Origin of the sequence: Specibacter sp. RAF43, from assembly GCF_052114065.1 — a bacterium.
Classification (GTDB): domain Bacteria; phylum Actinomycetota; class Actinomycetes; order Actinomycetales; family Micrococcaceae; genus Specibacter.
Genome location: NZ_JBFREA010000014.1, coordinates 17,492 through 34,976 on the forward strand (window position 1 = coordinate 17,492; position 17,485 = coordinate 34,976).

Below are 17,485 nucleotides of genomic sequence, written 5' to 3' on the forward strand. Positions count from 1 at the left end.
CTTCCATTGGTGGGAGGCGCGAGAGCGTCCGGGCGAATATTTGCCGGGACGACGGCAACCGCCGCGCAGAGGGGTGGCACGCGGCGGAGCCTCGCAGCGCCGGACTCGGCCTGTACGTCGGTGGGCAGGGAAGAGAAGAGCCGGCATTTGCTGTGGTTTGTTGTCACCGATCCTACCGCACGGGCCCGCCGGAACCCGGGTCGGGGGCGTGCCCTCGCCTCACATGGCGCTACCGCAGGACGATGTCCGTCGCGGTGGCGGGCGAGCGGCCCGTGGAGACAAAACCGGACACATTGGCGTGCGGGTGCTTGATGATGTCCGTCACCGAGCCCAGGTGCAAGGAGAGGTCCACCTTGTCCTCGGGTGCCGCCAGCAGCAGCTGGAAGCCGAATTCCTGGAGCGCATTGATGCCGGCCCCCGCGTATTCCGAGTTCGCCTGGATGAACGCCTCGTCGATCATGACCGTCCCGTAGGTGCTGTACCCCTGGGCGTCGATGCCCAGCTGGTAGGCCAGCGCGGCGCCCATGATGAAGGAGGTAAACCGCTGTCCCTCACCGCCCGAGAGTGTGCCGGGCTCCAGGCCCAGCTCCACCTCGCCGTTCGGCCGGTGTTCATTGCAGCTGATGCTCACGTGCTGGCGCACATCCAGAACTGTGTCCGCCCAATGCTGCCGGGCGGGGTCGTTCAAGGCATCGACCAGGCCTTCCAGGGCCTGGTAGCTGGAGGTCATCTTTTCCTCGGTGTCCTTGGTGTAGGCGTTGCCCARGGCATCCTTTAGGTCCATCCGGAACTGGCGGGCCTCGTCCGGGATGGCGGTCCGCACTTCCAGCCGGAGCCGGCTGCCTTTTTCAAAAGGCACCTCTTCGAGGATTTGGTTCAGTGGCAGGATGCGTTCGGCGATCGCCCGGCGCTCCTCCTCCAATAATTGCAGGAGGTCGGAGAAGCGCTCGTAGGAGCGGTTATTGAAGTACTCGCGGAACTCGTCCTGGCGCTGCGGCAGCCCGTCGGAGAGGATGCGCCGGTACAGCTCCTCGTACTGATCTGCGGACTCGGCGCCGGTGCCGATGCTTGAGCTCAGGTGCGGGCCGAACTCACGGGCGAAGGACTTGAAGGTCTCAACCAGCGCGCCTTCGGTGCGGAACAGGCGCTCCCTGAGGGCGGCAATCCGCTCACCCAGATCCTCCGCGGTCCGGCCGGCGAGCCGCTCGAGCTCATCCAGCGTGGTGGGCTCGGCCCCAGCCAGGTAGGCGGCAAAGTCGTCCATCRCCCAGTCCGCCGGCGGCTGGGTCCGGGCCTGTTCGGCGGTGGTGTAGGCCGAGGTCGCCGCCGCGTGCAGCTCCCTATCGATCTGCGCAAGGTCATGGTGGAGCACGGCCACCCCTCCCACGGCGGCCTCCAGCCCGGCCTTGGCCTCGCCCAGTGACGCCCGGATCCGGGCCAGCGTGGCGCTGCTGTCCACGGTCTCCGCCAGGGTGGCCCGGAGTTTCTCCAGGGCCGCGGAGACGGCGGCGCTGTCCACCTGGTCAAAGGCGCGGGTGTCCCCGGCCACGCGCCGCAACGCCTCGAGCCGGTCCGCCAGGGACTCCCGGGCCTCGCTGCGCCGGTCGGCCAGCGCGCTCGAGCGTTCATGGGCGGCAGCCAGGGTGTCCGCCTCCGCCTCCAACCGGGCAATCTTGTCCGCGTTGGTGAAGCCGAGGAGGTAGTCGCCCGGATTGACCGTGCGGGTGTCACGCTCGAACGTGGTGGCATTGGCCTTCAGCGTGCCGGCCAGGGAGATGGCACGGTGGTGCTGATGCAGTTCGGCGTCGGCGTCCACGCAGCGGAACGCGAAGTCCAAGGTGACCTTGGCGCGCAGCCAGGAGCCGGCGTCGGAATCTTCGAACTCGAGCTTGGTGACGAGGTCGAACGGGCCGGCGTCGGCGCCGCGCACCGGCGTACCGATGTTGATCCAGCGCAGCTTCCCAACCCCGTCCAGGGCGTTGATGGCGCCGGTGACGGCCTCGATGTCCCGGCCGCGGATGAGCAGCGTGGTGGCCAGGGACCGCAGCGCCTTTTCCGCCGCCGGCCGCCAGGGGGCGTGGTCGCGGCCAATGTCCACCAGCTCGCCGGCAAACGGCATGTTCGCGGCGTCCAGCCCGGTCACGGCGCTGATGGCGCGCCGGGCGGCGGCGCTGCGGCCGTCGATGTTGCTGCCCCGGCGCTCGTAGGAGGCGATCTCCGCCCGCAGCTTCTTTTCCTCGGCCTTCGTGTTGATGCTGGCGGCCACGGCCTCGTACTCGCGAGTGCGCGCGGACTCGGTTTCGGCCTGCTGATGGGCCAGCCCGGCCGCCGCGGCCGTGCGCGCGGCGTCCAGCCCGGCGGGCGTCCAGTCATACTCCAGGGCGGCGGCGTCGAGGTCGTCGCGGACGGCCGATTCAAGCCGCCGCCGCTCCTCCAGCTCGCGCTTGGCGGTGCGGATGTCCTTCTCCAAGCCGTCAATGGCGCGCCCGCCGTGGTTGGCGTGCTGTACGTCCAGGTCGGCGACGGAGCCGGCCAGTGCGTCCTTGGCGAGGGTAGCGGTCTCGATCTCCGCCAGCTTGTTGGCCCGTTCCTCGGTCAGCGCCGCGGCCCTGGCGGCCAGCAATTCGGCCCGAAAGTGCCCACGCAGCAAGGGCAGCTGAACATTCTTGAGTTCGGTGGTGGCGGCAATGTTCGCCGTGAGTTCCTGATACCGCGCGCGCAGCTCGGGAACGTGCGCCAGGGCGTCGCGCTGGCCGCGGGCGTCCTGAAGCTGCCGGTAGATCCCGCGCAGGTGGCTAAAGTCCTCCACGGCGGCCTTCGCGGCGGACAGGGTGGCGGGCTTGTCCAGGACCTCGTAGCGGAAGAACCGGTTGACGCCCTTGTCCAGGCCCTTGCCGTTTTGCAGCGTGCGCAGCAAGCTGAACGCCTTGTCATTGTCGATGCCCAGCTTGCGGCGGAACCGCTCGGCAAACGTCTTGTGGACGTCGAACGCTTCCGCCCCGGGCAGTGCGGCGTGCAGGGACGACGGCGAGAAGCGGCGGCTGCCGTGGTTTTCCAGGGCCTCGGTGTCCAGCGGCCGGTCGTGAATGACGTAATGCTTGCCCACTTGCCCCTCGAGCCCGTTGGCGGGAAGGTCAAACAGGGCGGCGATGGTGACCGTGCGCCCCAGCCCGTCCGCGAAGACCAGCGCCGTGGCGGACCAGGTGGCGCTGGGGCGCTGGTAGGTGGTGCCGTTGGCGGTCTTGATCTTGCGTCCGCGCATGTAGCTGTACGTGGTGCGGCGGTCCTTGCGGTTGGAGGCCTCGTGCGCGGATTCGTTGAGGCGGGGGGCCGCATAAAAAATGTGTTGGATGCCGYCGAAGAGCGTGGACTTGCCCACCCCCGGATGGCCGGTGAGCAGGGTGCCCGCGCGGTCCACGTACATGGCGTGCCGGCCGTGGAACGTGCCCCAGTTGATGATCTGGATCTCGCTGAGGCGGAACTGGCCGGGGTTGATTTCCTCGCCGATCGGCAGCGTGTGGGCAATGCTCATGAGAGCGCCTCCTCGGGGGCATCCGGGAGCTCCGGCTCGTCGCCGGCGCTGTCCAGGGCCGCCAGGTATGCAGGAATTTGGTCGATGGAATCGAAGGGCAGGGCCAGGGCCAGGGCGTTGCTGACCCGGTATTCGCCGGCCAGCTCCGTGGGCAGCAGCAATTTGAGCGCCAGCAGGCGGGCCAGGGCGGCGTCCGTCTGCTCGTCGAGCCGCTTGTCGTCCACAGCGCCAGGGCGGCGGTGCTCGGCCAGGATTTCACGGGCGCCGCCGCGCGTGACGGTCGCCTCGGTGCCGGAGCCGGCATGCCGGTCCAGCAGCATGCGCAGGCGCAGCGCCAGCAGCGTCTCCTCCCGGCGCAACGGCTTGCGGGGCATGATGGGTTGGGTGTGGACGGCGTCGATCTCGGCCGGGGCCAGCATCGCGATCTTGCGCTCCGGGTCGATGGTCAGCAGCAGGAAGATCTCGCTCAGGTACTGCTGCAGGGACTGGCGATGGGTGGCGATGGTGGTCCACAGGACGGGTTCGGCGGCGCCGTCGATGTAGGGTCCGCGCAGCAGGCGCACCAGGACCTGGCGGATCTCCAGCGAGAAGGAGCCGGTGTCGCCGGCGAACAACGCCCGTTCGCCACGGTAGGCGGCGGCGAGGCCGGGCGCGGAAGGCGGGGGGACGTCGTCGTACTTCCGGGCTCCGGGGGCGGCGGATTCGGTGCGCAGGGTCATGGCGAGGAGTCCTTCGTGAACGTGATCAGCGGCAGGTGGGCGGTGCGTTCGGAGCCGTCGATTTGGGTGAAGCGGACCGTTTCCCGGCCGGCGGCGTCGACGTCTTGCTCGCTGCCGCGCGCCGCGAGGATCAGGCCGCGGATGGAGTTCAGGTGCCGCAAGTCCCGGGGCAGGTCCGCATAGACGTCCGCCAGGGTGGCGCGGCCGTTGCGGGTCGCGCGGGCCCGGCCGACGGCGGCATGCAGGGCCGGCATGTCCGGCTGCGGCGTCGCGGGCGTGCGGTGGATGTCCGCGTCGCTGAGGGCCGGCGGCGCGGCAAGCCGGGGCGGGGGAATGTGGTCATCCGGGTTGAAGATGCCCAGCCCGGCGAGCGTTTCAAAGGCGGGGATGTAGAGCAGCGGTTCGACGACCGGGGTGCGCGGGCGCAGACGTGCACCCGCCACGGCCTGCAGGGCGGCGTGGATGGCCTTGCGCAGCAGCACCGATTCCCGGAACTCCTCCGACATCACGTAGCCGTGCAGGCTCTCGGACAGGCGGCCGTAGATGGCGTGGACGTCCGCGGCCTGGCGGCGCAATTCCCGCAGGAGCGTGGCGAGGTTGGTGCGTTCGTCGGTGGTGAGCCCGTCGATGAAGCCGCGCTCCAGGACTTCGTTGATGGATTGCCGGAACCGGGCCTGCTGGACGGGGTCGTTGAGGAATTCGGTGAATCCTTGGAAGGTGGCCCCTTCGGCCGTGCCGCGCAGGGCCTTGTCGCCCTCCAGGACCTGGCCCACGGCGACCCCCTTGGTGACGGAGGATTCCATGATTTCCTGGCGAATGCCGTGGAGCATGATTTCCACGCCGTCGCGCATGCGCTTGAAGTCCGCCGGCAGGCCGGACGCCAGATCCAGCACGCTGCGGGCCGCGGCCGCGGCGGATTCGTCCGAGAGGACGGCCGGGTTTTGGCCGTTCTTCAGCGCCTCAATTTCGCCCTGGCGCTCGGCGATCTCCGCCGCAAGTTGGGCGATGCGGCTCTCCGGGTTGGGGTCGGTCTGGAAGGAGAGCGTCTCAATGCTGGTCAGCAGGGTGCTTAGCCGGGAGCTGTTCAGGTTGGTGCGCTCCACCGTGAAGCTCTCCAGGAAGGTGAGCACCCGCGATGTTTCGGCCGTGGGTTCGTAGATGAATTTCCCGTCCACCATGGGGCGGGCCAGGAACTGGCTGCGTACCCAGGAATCGGCATAGTTGGAGGCTTGCCAGGCGTCATTGAGACTCAGAAACTCAAGCCGCAGTTCCTTCATGAAGGCGGCAAGGTCGGCGTGGAATTCCTCCAGCGGGACGCGCTGGCGGGCGGGGGTGAACTCCGCCCGCAGGAACGCCACCGTCCACGGCGCCGCCTGCATCAGCTTCCACCCCGGGCTGTGCCGCAGCCGTTCCTGGGCGTGCCAGTGCGCAACGGCGGTTTCGGTGGAGCGCATGGGGTCCTTCGGGGTGGCAGCGGCGGGTCGTGGCGCGAGGCGTGGCGGTCTCCCCATTTTAAGCCATGGCGTGCGGCTCCCCGCCCGGCCCTGAACTGGCCCGCACTAGATGTCGGATTTCCCCTCGAAAATGAGTTTTTTGGACATCAATTGCGGGTAGGTTGACACACCCCCCAGCACTGCGCCGGGCCCGGAGAGCCGTCTACGGCTGGCCGCCGTCAACGGTGATCAATGACCCGGTCGTGTAGCTTGAGGCATCGCTGGCGAGGTACAGCGCAGTGCCGACGATCTCATGGGGTTGCCCCCCTCGTTTCAGGGCGAATGAGTCGGCGCGCTTGGCGAAGGCCTCTTCGTCCCAGGACTTGCTCACATCCGTCAGGAACGTGCCGGCGATGATCGCGTTGACACGCACGGTGGGGCCAAAGGCATGCGCCATGCCGATCGTGAGCGCGTTAAGTCCGGCCTTCGCTGCGGCATAAGGGAGGATGTGCGGCCGCGGGTGCACGGACCCGGCACTTGAAATGTTGATGATCGAGCCTCCGCTGCCCGCAGCCATCCGCTCGCCAATCAGGGCACAGAGTCTGTACGGCCCTTTGAGATTGACGTCGATGACCTTGTCGAACAATTCCTCGCTCAGGGACGACGGGGAGTCGTAGAGCGGGGACATCCCCGCGTTGTTAATAAGGACGTCCACCCGGCCGAACTGCCCATATGCGGCATCGACGAGCCCGGGGAGAGCATCCCACTTGCCCACATGCGCGCCGATGCCTACGGCGCGCCGACCCGTTTCCTGATGGATCAGGTTGGCGTATTCCGTACACGCCTCTTCATTGCGGCTTGCGATAATGACGTCGGCGCCGGCCTCCGCCAGTCCGCGCACCATGGCACGTCCGAGTCCACGGCTTCCGCCGGTGACGAGTGCTACGCGCCCCGTGAGGTCAAACGAGATGGGTGTCATTGGTTCCTCGCTAAGGATGGGGAGGTGTCGATAGATACTTAATATCATAATCATAGATCGAGGCTGGTGTACGTGTGCCGGAGACTTGAGTGGCCGACAAAAGGAGTGTTATCCTAATAATGATTGTCACAAGCAGGGGTGGACAGCACAAACGCCGCGTCAACGCGATCCATCGAGTAGGCGTAAGTGCGCCGATGGGTTCCATGGGACCGGAAGTCGTCTCCAGCGCGGTCACCTTGCTCGGCTCGCATAAAACATGATTTATCAGTGGCAGCATTCTGGCGGTGGATTCGGGGGAATTATCGCCTTGGCGTTCTTTTTTATCCCCTATTGAACGGGCCGCTTGAGGCATTTTCCGCGCTACGATGAGGATAATGATAGAAATGTTGGCACAGAGTACAGGAATGGGCATGTTAACGACTCAGAAACGCCGGCCCCAGAAGGTCGCCATGCTCGTGGCCCAGCAGATCATGAGCGATGTCTCCCGGAATAAAGTGAAGCCAGGTGACCGTCTCCCTCCTGAGCGAGTCATGCTCGAAAAGTACGAGATCGGACGCGGCACCCTTCGCGAAGCGTTGCGACTCCTGGAGTTCCAAGGTGCAATTGCGCTCAAGTCCGGACCCGGCGGAGGTCCCATACTCCTGAGTCCCGATGCATCGCATCTGGCGAACAGTCTCTTGCTCCTGATGCAAATGCGCGGGGCGCCTTACCGGACCGTCGTTGAAGTGCGCCAGTGCATTGAGCCAGTCACCAGTCGGCTCGCCGCAACCCGAATCGATGATCGGGCACTTGAGCTGCTGGAAGGAACAATTACTCGGATGCGCAAAGGCGTAGACGATGAAGAGCAGTTTTTCCAAGCCAACAAGGAATTCCATGATGTCATTGCCTGGTCATCGGGCAATCCATTACTCGGTCATTTCAATGAATCGTTGATGGGAATCATGGACGGGACGGCGATTGGAATCGACTACCCCACGCATCGGCGTGCCGCGATAGTCAAGGCACACGAGGGCATCTATCAGGCGATGCTTGCGCACGATCCCGACAAGGCGGAAGAGCGAATGCGCGAGCACGTTGATGCGTACTCCACCTACGCGGAACGCAAGTTCCCTGAGGTGCTTGACCGCTTKGTTCTTTGGGAGCATGCCAATCAAATCTAGCCGGCGACCACGGTGGATTCCGTCATCAGGCGGCGATCGCCGTGATGCCGTGGGGTCCTTGGGACTTCCGTAGCTAATCCAATGCGCGGTCATGCCCATGGTCGGTCGGCAACGCTGCCGGCCGGGCGAATTCCAGGGGTCGATATGTGCTCGAGCCTTCCATGAAGTCCCTCAAGCACCGGGAGTCTGCCGCGCCCGGACAAATGGCGCGCCGCGAACCGGCCGGCGCGCACCGCGCCGGACGGCCGTTCTTCGAGCCGGGCGCGCGTCGGAGGGCGCCGACGTCAGGGACATCCTCGCCGGCCACGGCCGATTCCGCGGCGAAACCGGCGGCGACGCTCGCCGGTCCATCCAACGCCCTGACCCGGCGCAGTCATGCCGCCCCGTCCGCGGTCCGAGCGCCCGGGCCTCGCGCAGCCACGCGCCGTTGCGGCCGGGACGACCCGAAGTCACCACCAATTGTCGGCCCACACCGTTCCTGGCCACCTCCAGATTGACAGACGCCCCGATTCCGGGACCTACAGTAGGTAAGACTTGCAACCAATAACTATGTACACGATTAGTATCATTCGCTACAATAGTCGTAATGGTGAGGCGGTCCGCAGGTGACCTTGCCGAATCAACGGTTGATGAATTTCCCTACGGGCTGAACTGACACGAGGTAGTGATGACTGATTTCCAACTCTCCGCCGAGCAACTCGAGCTGCAAACTCTTGCCGCAACGGTTGCACGCGAGGTTTACGCTCCGCTGGCCGATGGGTGGGAGGAAAAGCATGAGCCACTTCCACAGTCCGAGGTCCAGCGCCTGGCCGACCTGGGTTTTTTGGGAATCTGCATACCAGAGGAGTATGGGGGTTCCGGCGCGCCGCTCATGGATGCACTCCTGGTTATCGAGGAGCTGGCCAAGGTCTGTCGTCCCGCCGCTTTCCAGGTTTTCGAGGCCAACGTTGGTCCGGCCCGGGTGATCGAATTCTTTGGAACGGCGGAACAGCGCAAGCGGTTCCTCCCGCGCGTCCCCACGGGTGAACTGACGATGGCCATCGGCATTTCCGAGCCGGACGCCGGCTCGGCGGCGACCGACATGCGCACCACCGCGCGGATCGAAGGCGACGAGATTGTGATCTCGGGGAACAAGCGTTGGATTTCCAATGGTGGCCACGCCGACCATTACCTGATCTACTGCAGAATGAATGACTCGCCCGGCGCCAAAGGCATCGGGGCCGTCGTCGTGCCGGCCAATGCGCCGGGGGTTTCCTTCGGTCAGCGCGAAAAACTCATGGGGTGGAAGGGGATCCCCTCGGCAGACATCTACTTCGACAAAGCACGCGTTCCGCTGTCCAACCTCGTCGTGGACGCCGGAGGCTTCGGAAAACTGTTCGGCGTCTTCTCCATTGAACGTCTGGGCAATTCGACCATGTCGCTGGCGATTGGCCAGGCGGCGCTCGACAAGACGATCGCCTATGTGCAGGAGCGTGAGCAGTTCGGGCGCTCCATCGTCGAATTCCAGAACGTGCAGCAAACGGTTGCAGACATGAAGATCCAGGTCGAGGCCGCCCGCCTGCTGATCCGCAGGGCGGCAGTCAACGCCGGCCGCGGGTTGCCGGATACGCTGGAGGTCTCCGTCGCCAAGTGCTATGCAAATGAGATGGCGAAACGGGTATCGGATTTGGGCATGCAGATGCACGGCGGCAACGGCTACACGGTTGAATACGGCATGGAGCGCCTTCATCGCGATGCCCACGGTTGGGCCATCGCCGGGGGCACCCCAGCCATTCAGAAGGTCCGCATCGCATCCGAACTGTTCGGGCGCGGTTTCAACCAACGCGTGGGGAGCGCCGTATGACCGAGTTCTCCTGGGAGCTCCCGCCCGCCTATGGCGCGTTGCGTGAGGAGGCCCGCGCCCTCGCCGCCTCGGTCGCCCACTTGGCCGCAGAAGCCGACGAGGCCGACTCGTTCGTCCCCGACGTGCGCGCGGCTCTCGCCGAGAGCGGGCTGGGGGCGCTGATGGTGGCCACCGAATACGGCGGCCGTGGTGAGAAGGTCGACTCGCTCGCGGTCACGGTGGTGCGTGAGGTGCTCGCGGGAGAGTGCGGGCATCTGGATTCGATGTTCGCAATGCAGGGCATCGGGTCCTTTGCGATCTCGCATGCCGGCAGCGATCGACTGAAGAAGGAGTGGCTGCCCAAGGTGGGCGCCCTTGAGGCCATTGCCGCGCTGGCACTCACCGAACCGGGCGTCGGGTCGGACCTGAAGGGACTCAACACCACGATCAGGACCGTGGGCGATGAGATCATTGTTGCGGGTCACAAATCCTTTATCACCAATGCCGGTGATGCCGACTTTTACTGCGTGCTGGGGCGGGAGGGTGACGGATACACCCTCGTGCTGGTACCCGCAGGGCTGCCCGGCGTCACGGTGTCAAAGCCGCATCAAATCATCGCGCCGCACGTGCTGGGCGATGTCATTTTCGACAACGTCCACGTGCCTGTCGAGAACCGCATTGGCGACGCCGGCAAGGGCTTCCCGCTCGTGTTGGCTACGCTGGCCACCTTCCGCGTCTCAGTGGCAGGAGCCTCGATCGGCCTTGCCGAGGCGGCGCTGCGCGAGGCACTGAACCATGCAAAGGATCGTGAGCTGTTCGGCACGCCGCTGACACGTCTCGGCGGCGTGCCCGCAGCGCTCGCTACGTGCTGGACGGATATCGAGATGGCACGGTCCTTGACCTACCGGGCCGCCGCGGCCGCCGCGGCCGATCCGCTGGCAAATCTGCATCTGTCCTCCATGGCAAAGGTCGCGGGTACCGAAGTCGCCGGCCGGGTAACGGACCGCTGCGTGCAGATCATGGGCCGCTTCGGCCTCGTGCGCGGCAGCAAGATCGAGCGTCTCTACCGGGAGGCCCGCCCCATGCGCATTTACGAGGGCTCAACGGAAGTCATTCTTGACTCTCTCGCCAAGCAGCTCGTCAAGCGAGGCCTGCCATGATCATCGATGCGCACTGCCATGTGTGGCCGGATCACCTGGCCGAACGACTGGTGACCGCCCGGCCTGCCGGTTTGGACGCCGTTGGCGACGGTACCCTTGACGGACTCCGACGCTCCATGGACGCGGCCGGTATTGATATGGCCTGCACGCTGGCGATCGCCAACGAGGCCCGCCATGTCTCACGCACCAACGATTTCATCGGCGGCGTGGACCGCTCCCGCTTCATCCCCTTCGGGACCGTGCACGCGGGGTTGAGCATCGAGGAGAACCTCGCGTCCCTTCGGGACAACGATATTCGCGCGGTCAAGTTCCACCCGAATTTCCAGGGCATGTCACTCGGGAGCGAAGAGACCGCCGACATCTTCGCCGCCCTCGCCGACAACGGCATCTCGGTGCTCTCGCACGTCGGCGCCGGCAGCGACGACGCCGCCCACGAACGCGGGGCCCCCCACCACATCGCCGGCATCGTTGACTCAATTCCGCACCTGCGCTTCATCGCCTGCCACTTCGGCGGCTACCACCGCCTCGGCGAGGCTGAACAGAGCGTGCTGGGGAAGAATGTGTGGCTTGAAACATCGTGGCCGCCAAGCGTCTCGGAGCTCGGAGCCGAGCGCATCCGTTCCCTCATCGAGGCACACGGCTTCGAACGTTTTGTTTTCGGCTCGGACTGGCCCATGGCCGACCCGGGCCGGGAGATTCGCGTGATCCGTTCCATTGGGCTAAGTACCGAAGCTGAACAAGCGATACTCGGCAACAATCTCGCCGCCCTGCTCGGGGTGGGCGACCTGAAAGGAAACTCATGAAGACAGTGCGTTTGGGCGCCGGCATGGCGTTCTGGGGTGACAGCGTCAAACCCGCTGCCGAGATGATCCGAAAAGGGGAGATTGACTATCTCTGCTGCGACCATCTGGCAGAACTAACGATGTCGATCCTGGCCAAGCAGCGCAAGAAGGACCCCAGCCACGGCTATACCCGTGACGTGCTGGCCCTGCTTGAGGGCGTGCTGCCAATAGCGCTCGAAAAGGGCACCAGGATCATCACGAATGCCGGTGGCGCCAACCCGCAGGCCTGCGCCGACCGCATCGTTGAGCTCATCAAGGAAATGGGACTGAGCGAGGTGAGGGTTGCCGTCGTCACCGGTGACGACATCGAGCCCGAGATCGACAGTCTCATGGCGGCCGGTGTTCCTTTCGCCAACATGGATACCGGAAAGCAATTGGCCGACGTACGCGACCGCCTGACCCACGCCGCCGTCTATACGGGGTCCGAAGGCATCGTCGAAGCGCTCGCCGGCGGAGCCGACATCGTGGTATGCGGCCGGGTCACCGATATTGCCCTGTATCTCGGCCCCCTCATCCACGAGTTCGGCTGGAAATGGGATGATTGGGACCGGCTGGCCCGGGGGACCGCCCTGGCGCATGCGATTGAATGCGGCGGCCAGGCCACCGGCGGACTCTACGCCGGCGGGTGGCAGGATGTGCCGAGCCTGGAAACGCTCGGCTACCCCATCGCCGAAGTCTTTGAGGACGGCACTGGCATCATCACCAAGACCCCGGACACCGGTGGCCGAGTGGATGTCGGGACCGTCTCCGAACAGATGGTCTATGAGATCCTGGACCCGAGCAACTACCTCACGGCCGATGTCATAGCAGACTTCTCCCAAATACGTTTGGAAGAGGTCGGCGAGGACAGGGTCAAGCTCTCCGGTGTGACGGGCAAGCCCCGCCCGGAAACGCTGAAGGTCAACATGGGCTACCGTGCCGGCTTCATCGGCGAGGCGGTCTTCACCTACACGTGGCCGGACGTCTACGCGAAGGCCCAGCGCGGCCTCGAATTCCTGCGCAACCGCCTCAAGCGCGAAGGCTTTGAGTGCCAAGAAGACATCGTCGAGTACATTGGGCACAATTCGGCGTGGGGGAGAGTGGTTGCGGAGCCCGACGACCCGGACCGCCTGGAGCTTGTCGTGCGCTATGCCGCGCGGTGCGCTGACGCCGAGAACGCTCGCAAGATGTTCACCGAAAGCGTGCCGCTGTACAACAACGGACCTGCGGGCGTATCCGGCGTGGGTACCCGCCCGCCGCTCAAGGAACTCTACGGCCTCTGGTCGGCCCTCATCCCCCGCGAACACATCCGGCAGTCCGTCCGATACCTGGAGGTTTAACTGTGAGTACGAAACGTGTCGCCGATCTGGCGCATGGCCGTTCGGGAGACAAAGGAGATACCTGCAACGTCGGTATCGTCGCCTACGACGCCGAGGGTTTTGAGATCCTCAAGGACTACCTGACCGAGGATGCCGTGAAGGAGCATTACGGTGACCTCGTCAAGGGCACCGTGACCCGTTACGAGCTGCCGAACATCCATGCCTTCAACTTCGTTTTGACCGGGGCGCTCAACGGTGGCGGTACCCTGTCGCTGCGTTCGGATCACCTCGGCAAGGTCATGTACGCGTGGCTGCTGCGCATGGAACTTCCGGAGGTGGCGGCATGAAGAACGTCACGGGGGCCGAGGACGCCGTCGCCCGTCTGTGGAATCCGGGCACCGTGGCGCTTATTGGGGCCTCCAGCCGCCCCGGAACCCTGGCCTGGTGGCCACAGCGGTTGATGCAGCAGTTCGGTTTTGCCGGGCGTGTCATCCCCGTGAATCCGAACCGGGCCGAGATCGAGGGTTTGCCATGTGCTCCGAGCATTGGTGCCATTGAGGGACCCGTGGATGTTGCCGTTGTGACCTTGGACAATCTCGGAACCGCCCGCGCCGTGGCCGAGTGTGCGGCGGCCGGTGTTGGCGCCGTGATCTTGCCCGCGCAGGGTTTCGGCGAGAGCGGCGACGAGGGCAAGGCCATCGAGCGCGGCATGCTGGAGGTCGCACGGTCGGCGGGAATGCGGATCCACGGACCCAATACGGATGGTTTGGCCAATTTCGCCACCGGCGCCGTAATGTCGATTCAGCCGGTGTTGGGCCAGGGCGTGGACGTCGGTGAGGTTGCCGTCATCACGCAAAGCGGCGCGACCGCGGGGTCCCTTATTTCGCGGCTCAAGGCGGAGGGAATCGGCTGCCGGCTCTATGCCAGTGCCGGCAATGAGATCGACCTGGGTCTGGCCGACTACCTTTCCGTTGCCCTGCAGGATCCGAATGTGAAGATGGTTCTCTCCTTCATCGAGGCCATCCGCCGCCCGGAGGACTTCGTCAAGGTTGCGGCCCTGGCGGCCGAGTTGGGCAAGCCGATCGTGGTGATCAAGGTTGGCCGGACCCGGGAGGCGGCCGCGCGCGCGGCCGCGCATACCGGTGCGCTGGCCGGGGAAGACCGCATTTACGACGCCTTGTTTGATTCCCTGGGTATTGTCCGGGTGGAGGAGCTCAGTGAGCTGGTCGCGATAGCGAAACTGCACCTGGCAACAGGGGCGATCGCTTCAAACAGGATCGGCATCATGTCTGTGTCCGGTGGGCAGGCCGGCACGCTCGCCGACCGGGCGGCGAGCTTCGGTCTCCGTCTCCCGGAGCTTGCGCCGTACACGCAGGACGCGCTTTCCTCCCTGTTCCCGCACGGCAACGCACTTAATCCGTGTGACCTCACGGGGGACATTGCCAAGAAGCCTGAGCTTGCGGCCGCGGCGTACGCCGTGTTTGACGACGACGCGTCGGTTGATTTCCTTGTCTATGCCCGCAAGAACCTGACCGGCGACGTCGGACAGCAGAGCGTTGAGGCGTTGGCCATGGAACGGTCCAAGCGTCGGTTGCCGTTGGCTGTCTACTCGATGGACGGGGTGGTGAATGAGCTCGAGAGCAAGATTTATCACTCTCAGGGAATCCCCATCTTCACGTCGGCAAGTGAGCTTTTTGCCGGGGTTCGCGGCCTCGCAAAATTCAATGCACGGCCCGCCGTCCGCGCCATCGCGAACAATGTTGAGCCTGTTGCGTCCATACCCTCCGATGCGAGCGGTGTGCTCAGCGACGAGCACGCCAAGAGCCTGCTGGGGGCGTATGGCATTTCATTTCCCGCGGAGCGCGTCGTCACCGATGCCGCGACCGCCGTCGAAACAGCCGAGGCCATCGGTTACCCGGTCACGTTGAAGATCGTGAGCGAGCGGATCACGCACAAAACCGAAGTCGGCGGCGTTCTGCTTGGCGTCTCCGGCGAGAGCGCAGTGCGGGAGGGCTTTGCCCTACTGATGGAGCGTGGTCGAACCGCCCTGGCCGGCGATGATCCCGAGGGCATCCTCATCCAAGAGCAGATCACCGACGGTGTCGAAATTATCACCGGCCTGGTCATCGACGAGCAGTTCGGCCCGTTTGTGCTCGTCGGCACGGGTGGCGTCATGGCCGAACTCCTTGACGACGCCGTCCTGCGTCCGGCACCCGTCACCGCCGCCGAGGCCCGCGAAATGATCGGCACCTTGCGGGGGCGCGCACTGCTCACGGGATTCCGCGGCGCCCCGCCGGCAGACATCGACGCCCTGGCCGAGACGATAAGCAGCCTCTCACGGCTGGGCCGGGACCACGCTGAGGTAATCAGCGAACTAGACCTCAACCCCGTGCTTGTCCGTCCCGCCGGCAGAGGCGCCGTTGCCGTCGACGCGCTCGTGGTCCTCAGCGAGAGGGTGCGGGGATGAGCGACCTTGTCCTTTCGGAGCGCCGGGCCAGCATGATGGTGCTCACGCTCAACCGCCCGAAAGAACGGAACCCCCTGGATCAGGGCTCCTCGGAAGCGCTGCGCGCGGCGCTGCGCGCGGCCTTTGCCGACGACGCCGTACGCTCGGTAGGGATTACCGGCGCCGGTGACGCGTTCTGCGCAGGCGGGGACCTCCGGCAGATGGCGCGGTTCTCCCAGATCCCCGTCGAGGAGGCTTACGCCTGGCCGCAGGCCATTGTGGCGCTGCACAAGGACATGCTCGATGCCCCCAAACCCGTCGTGGCCGCCGTGAACGGACCCGCGTTCGCCGGCGGCATGGGACTGGCCGGCATGTGCGACATCATTATCGCCGGGCGGGCAGCCAGCTTTGCGATGCCTGAGGTGAAGCTGGGCCTGTTCCCCATGATCATTGTGGCGCACCTGGCCCGTGCGATACCGCGGAAGCTGCTGCTCGAGATGATGATGACAGGTGATCCGATCGACGCAGACGAAGCGTACCGGATCGGTTTTGCCAATCGTGTCTGCGAGCAGGACGAGCTCGATAACATGCTGGCCGAGTATGCCACCAAGTTCGAACGCGTCAGCCCCCTGGCGCTGCGGCTCGGGCGCAAGTCGTTTGCGTTGCTCTCGGATATGCCCGCCAGCCAGGCGCTGGATGCCGCCCAATTCTTCAACCTGCCTTTCTTCCTCGGCAGTGATCTTCGCGAGGGAGTGGATGCATTCTTTAACAAGCGCAAGCCGCAATGGATCCCGGAAGGCGAGCAATCCAATGACTGATGCCTATATTGTGGGCGCCCTGCGCACCCCCGTCGGGCGGCGCGATGGCGGCCTGTCGGGCGTGCACCCGGCAGATCTCTCGGCCCATGTCATTGCGGGGATCGTCAGCAATACGGGCGTGGATCCTGAACTGATCGACGATGTCATCTGGGGGTGTGTCGGCCAGGTTGGCGCGCAGGCATTCAATATCGGCCGAACGGCCGTGCTATCCGCCGGACTGCCAGAGACGGTGCCTGCCACCACGATTGATCGGCAGTGCGGCTCGTCGCAGCAGGCTCTCCACTTTGCCGCCCAGGCCATCCGGTCCGGCGATCAGGATCTTGTGATCGCCGGCGGAGTGGAGTCGATGAGCCTGATCCCCCTGGGATCCGCAGCGCAGCTGGGCGAGAAGGCGGGGATGGGCCATCCGCGCTCGGGCGCCAGATGGGCCGAACGCTACGGTGAGCAGGAGTTCAGTCAATTCCGGGGCGCGGAAATGATTGCCGACCAATGGGATGTGTCGCGGGACGACATGGAAGATTTTGCGCTGCGCAGCCACCGTCTGGCGGCCCGGGCCGTGGACAGCGGCGTGTTCACCCGGGAAATTCTCCCGTTCGGCGAGGTTTATCAGGATGAGGGACCCCGGCGCGACACCAGTCGCGAACGAATGGGCGCCCTCGCCACCCTCGTGCCGGGCGGCCGGATGACGGCGGCCGTGGCCAGCCAAATATCCGACGGAGCGGCGGCTTTGATGATCGCCTCGGAGTCCGCCTGCAGGCGCATGAACCTGACACCGCTCGCACGTGTACACACCAGCGCCGTCGTCGGTTCCGACCCGGTAAAGATGCTCAGCGGACCGATTCCCGCAACGCTGAGGGTACTGGAGCGCGCAGGGCTGACGGTGGAAGATATCGACGCCTTCGAGGTCAATGAGGCCTTCGCCCCGGTGGTCCTCGCATGGCAAAAGGAAGTCGGCGCCGCCATGGACCGGGTCAACGTCAACGGGGGCGCCATCGCCCTGGGGCATCCGCTGGGGGCGACGGGGGCGCGGCTGATGACGACGCTCGTGCACCACCTGGTGCGGACGGGCGGACGCTACGGCCTGCAGACCATGTGTGAGGGCGGCGGCATGGCCAACGCCACCATCATCGAGCGACTCTAACAGCTCTCCGCCCCGGGGCCCGGGCCGCAGGCAAGCGCGCCCGGGGGGTGCTGTTTTTCGGCATTTCCACCTCTTGACGTTCGCTAATTCATATGCAACATTATTACTAATGACATTCGCTTGTAGGGTTAAGGA

At 65.3% G+C, this 17,485-nt stretch carries 13 protein-coding genes; 9 read left to right on the forward strand and 4 right to left on the reverse strand.

The window, feature by feature from the left end; all coding sequences use genetic code 11:
• Positions 1-229: 229 nt before the first annotated feature.
• From AB4Y80_RS09320 to AB4Y80_RS09335, 4 genes are all read right to left on the reverse strand, one after another.
• On the reverse strand, positions 230-3,532 hold the full coding sequence (locus AB4Y80_RS09320) for an ATP-binding protein (RefSeq protein ID WP_442213785.1): 3,303 nt from the start codon (positions 3,530-3,532) through the stop codon (positions 230-232).
• Positions 3,529-4,251 (reverse strand): DUF4194 domain-containing protein, encoded by a 723-nt coding sequence (locus AB4Y80_RS09325; protein WP_442213786.1) that lies wholly within the window; start codon positions 4,249-4,251, stop codon positions 3,529-3,531. Before AB4Y80_RS09325 ends, AB4Y80_RS09320 begins: the two co-directional genes overlap by 4 nt.
• Positions 4,248-5,705 carry a DUF3375 domain-containing protein gene (locus AB4Y80_RS09330; RefSeq protein WP_442213787.1) on the reverse strand — a complete coding sequence of 486 codons (1,458 nt, stop codon included), beginning with the start codon at positions 5,703-5,705 and terminating at the stop codon, positions 4,248-4,250. The genes AB4Y80_RS09325 and AB4Y80_RS09330 overlap by 4 nt, the downstream gene beginning before the upstream one ends.
• A 202-nt stretch (positions 5,706-5,907) precedes the next feature.
• Positions 5,908-6,663 carry an SDR family NAD(P)-dependent oxidoreductase gene (locus tag AB4Y80_RS09335; RefSeq protein ID WP_442213788.1) on the reverse strand — a complete coding sequence of 252 codons (756 nt, stop codon included), beginning with the start codon at positions 6,661-6,663 and terminating at the stop codon, positions 5,908-5,910.
• A 410-nt stretch (positions 6,664-7,073) separates the two neighbouring features.
• Here AB4Y80_RS09335 and AB4Y80_RS09340 point away from each other — a divergent pair, with 410 nt between their 5' ends.
• The 9 genes from AB4Y80_RS09340 (at position 7,074) to AB4Y80_RS09380 (ending at position 17,350) form a co-directional block, all read left to right on the forward strand.
• Entirely contained in the window at positions 7,074-7,823 is a 750-nt protein-coding gene (locus AB4Y80_RS09340; protein ID WP_442213789.1) for a FadR/GntR family transcriptional regulator, read from the forward strand.
• A 667-nt stretch (positions 7,824-8,490) separates the two neighbouring features.
• Positions 8,491-9,666 (forward strand): acyl-CoA dehydrogenase family protein, encoded by a 1,176-nt coding sequence (locus tag AB4Y80_RS09345; RefSeq protein WP_442213790.1) that lies wholly within the window; start codon positions 8,491-8,493, stop codon positions 9,664-9,666.
• On the forward strand, positions 9,663-10,805 hold the full coding sequence (locus AB4Y80_RS09350; protein WP_442213791.1) for an acyl-CoA dehydrogenase family protein: 1,143 nt from the start codon (positions 9,663-9,665) through the stop codon (positions 10,803-10,805). The genes AB4Y80_RS09345 and AB4Y80_RS09350 overlap by 4 nt, the downstream gene beginning before the upstream one ends.
• Entirely contained in the window at positions 10,802-11,608 is an 807-nt protein-coding gene (locus AB4Y80_RS09355) for an amidohydrolase family protein (protein WP_442213792.1), read from the forward strand. Before AB4Y80_RS09350 ends, AB4Y80_RS09355 begins: the two co-directional genes overlap by 4 nt.
• Positions 11,605-12,966, forward strand: a complete 1,362-nt coding sequence (locus AB4Y80_RS09360) for an acyclic terpene utilization AtuA family protein (RefSeq protein WP_442213793.1) — start codon at positions 11,605-11,607, stop codon at positions 12,964-12,966. The genes AB4Y80_RS09355 and AB4Y80_RS09360 overlap by 4 nt, the downstream gene beginning before the upstream one ends.
• 2 nt (positions 12,967-12,968) lie before the next feature.
• Positions 12,969-13,292, forward strand: a complete 324-nt coding sequence (locus AB4Y80_RS09365) for an AtuA-related protein (protein ID WP_442213794.1) — start codon at positions 12,969-12,971, stop codon at positions 13,290-13,292.
• The gene (locus AB4Y80_RS09370) at positions 13,289-15,412 is read left to right on the forward strand and encodes an acetate--CoA ligase family protein (protein ID WP_442213795.1); all 2,124 of its coding nucleotides are present in this window, start codon (positions 13,289-13,291) and stop codon (positions 15,410-15,412) included. The genes AB4Y80_RS09365 and AB4Y80_RS09370 overlap by 4 nt, the downstream gene beginning before the upstream one ends.
• Complete coding sequence (locus tag AB4Y80_RS09375; protein ID WP_442213797.1) at positions 15,409-16,209, forward strand: enoyl-CoA hydratase/isomerase family protein; 801 nt, start codon at positions 15,409-15,411, stop codon at positions 16,207-16,209. Before AB4Y80_RS09370 ends, AB4Y80_RS09375 begins: the two co-directional genes overlap by 4 nt.
• Positions 16,202-17,350, forward strand: coding sequence for an acetyl-CoA C-acetyltransferase (locus AB4Y80_RS09380; protein WP_442213798.1), 1,149 nt, complete (start codon positions 16,202-16,204; stop codon positions 17,348-17,350). The genes AB4Y80_RS09375 and AB4Y80_RS09380 overlap by 8 nt, the downstream gene beginning before the upstream one ends.
• The last annotated feature ends 135 nt before the right edge of the window (positions 17,351-17,485 follow it).

Bases quoted from the DNA above. Each gene is read 5' to 3' on its own strand.
- AB4Y80_RS09325 (WP_442213786.1), bottom strand. From the start codon at position 4,251: ATGACCCTGCGCACCGAATCCGCCGCCCCCGGAGCCCGGAAGTACGAC.
- AB4Y80_RS09330 (WP_442213787.1), bottom strand. From the start codon at position 5,705: ATGCGCTCCACCGAAACCGCCGTTGCGCACTGGCACGCCCAGGAACGG.
- AB4Y80_RS09335 (WP_442213788.1), bottom strand. From the start codon at position 6,663: ATGACACCCATCTCGTTTGACCTCACGGGGCGCGTAGCACTCGTCACC.
- AB4Y80_RS09345 (WP_442213790.1), top strand. From the start codon at position 8,491: ATGACTGATTTCCAACTCTCCGCCGAGCAACTCGAGCTGCAAACTCTT.
- AB4Y80_RS09350 (WP_442213791.1), top strand. From the start codon at position 9,663: ATGACCGAGTTCTCCTGGGAGCTCCCGCCCGCCTATGGCGCGTTGCGT.
- AB4Y80_RS09355 (WP_442213792.1), top strand. From the start codon at position 10,802: ATGATCATCGATGCGCACTGCCATGTGTGGCCGGATCACCTGGCCGAA.
- AB4Y80_RS09360 (WP_442213793.1), top strand. From the start codon at position 11,605: ATGAAGACAGTGCGTTTGGGCGCCGGCATGGCGTTCTGGGGTGACAGC.
- AB4Y80_RS09370 (WP_442213795.1), top strand. From the start codon at position 13,289: ATGAAGAACGTCACGGGGGCCGAGGACGCCGTCGCCCGTCTGTGGAAT.
- AB4Y80_RS09375 (WP_442213797.1), top strand. From the start codon at position 15,409: ATGAGCGACCTTGTCCTTTCGGAGCGCCGGGCCAGCATGATGGTGCTC.
- AB4Y80_RS09380 (WP_442213798.1), top strand. From the start codon at position 16,202: ATGACTGATGCCTATATTGTGGGCGCCCTGCGCACCCCCGTCGGGCGG.